The 1,685-nt window shown below is 41.4% G+C and carries 1 protein-coding gene; it reads right to left on the reverse strand.

Going from position 1 to position 1,685, the window contains the following annotated elements:
- Positions 1 to 455: 455 nt before the first annotated feature.
- Positions 456 to 1,571 (reverse strand): IS110 family RNA-guided transposase, encoded by a 1,116-nt coding sequence (locus JCM12304_RS18790; protein ID WP_060681995.1) that lies wholly within the window; start codon positions 1,569 to 1,571, stop codon positions 456 to 458.
- Between the last annotated feature and the right edge of the window lie 114 nt (positions 1,572 to 1,685).

The raw sequence follows: 1,685 nt of genomic DNA on the forward strand, positions 1-1,685 counted from the left end.
GATATGAACGAAACTTTCAAGGCCACTATCAAACCTTATTAAAGTCTTTGTTTTTGGACAACCTTAAGCTAAGAGTCTATACTCGGCTCTTTTTTATTGACTACTTTGTTAAATATAAATAATATGCTACATTCCTAGCTTGCCATTCCTTCTAAGCCAGGAAAATGGATATCCCCCTTTTTGGGCAAAGTATTAAGGAGACAAGCACACGGCGTGAAGGCAAAAATCTCTACTCCGATGAGCACACTGATATCCGTGGATTTTCACATTTTATCTTTCCGTCTAAGGACCTGGCACGAACTCCTGGCGTGCATTCACCAATGCATGGCTAGCACAAGTCTTCGTCGTGCGTTATCCTTTACGGTGTTTATCTTTGCCTTCAAGCCCTATGTTTCTTTCCTTTTGTAGCTTCTTCTATTTCAACTGTGATTTTTTTCTTCCTATTCCTGCGCTCTCTATGCCATTTCGCTTGCATCATCCGGTTCATTAGCTATCGCCCAAATGAAACCTGCTAATTCCCTTGCTACGGCGGTAACAACTTTTCCACTTTCTTTCCCACGTGCCATTAACCGATAATATTTTTTGTGTAATCGATGTTGCGCTTTCCAGGAAATACTTAAAATATTAGTCGGTTGTCCTTGTTGCCTTTTCTGCAAATCTCTTCCAACAGCTGGCTTATGTCGATAACTCCACGCGGCCTCGATTAACAATTTTCGAATATGCCGATTTCCTGTTTTCGTGATCGCACCTACCTTCCGGGCGTCCCCACTGGAAAACTCACTTGGTACTAACCCCGTGAACGCCATAAAACCATTAGGTCGAGCGAAACGTGCGAACGATGCCACCTCTGCTGCCAAACTGGTCGCCGTTATAATAGCGACGCCCCGCAACGTCATAAGCTTTTGTATTAACGGAGCGTGAACACCGTTTTCTGCTTGTTCTTTTATCTCTTCTTCGAGTATCTTTATTCGTTGTTGGTATTCGATTAGTTGCTGGACATACTCTTGAAAAACTACCTTGGATGCAGAACGTTGGAATTTTAATTGCCGCAGCCACTCCCAATACTTGGCCGTCCATTTCCTTATACCTTTGGGTTGTCTGATTTCATTTCTTAAAAGAAATTTAGTAAGTCGATGTTTTGCTCTCAATTCATCTTCTTTCACATCTTCACGTGCGCGAACTAAATCTCGTAATGCTTCATCATCTTCGGTAGGAACATAGACGGGTGTTAATTCACCTGCACGATACAGGGTCGCAAGGTTGATCGCATCACGCTTATCTGTTTTGACACGACTACCAGGTTTTTGAGGTATTAAAGATGGTGCAATGACTTCACAATGAATATCCATACTTTTTAATAGGCGATAAAGGCCATATCCAGTAGGGCCCGCTTCATAACATACTTCCAGTTGTTCGGGCTCTCCTAGCTTTTTAATTAATTTTCTTATAGCTTCTACAGTATAATTTATCATGCCTATATACCTTGCCTTGGAACGCCCTTCATCCGCGACTGCAACTGCAATTTTCTCCTTAGATACATCTAAACCGACATATTTTATGTTATAATTCATGTTACTAGCTCCTTTCGTATTTTAGCTCTGATTTGGGATTAGGTTCTTAATGCACTATACCCGAATTAACCTACGACATTACGAATAGGGGCTAGTTTCGTTCATTATAACTCC

The organism is Virgibacillus halodenitrificans JCM 12304 (assembly GCF_001310895.1).
Lineage (GTDB): Bacteria > Bacillota > Bacilli > Bacillales > Amphibacillaceae > Virgibacillus_Q > Virgibacillus_Q halodenitrificans.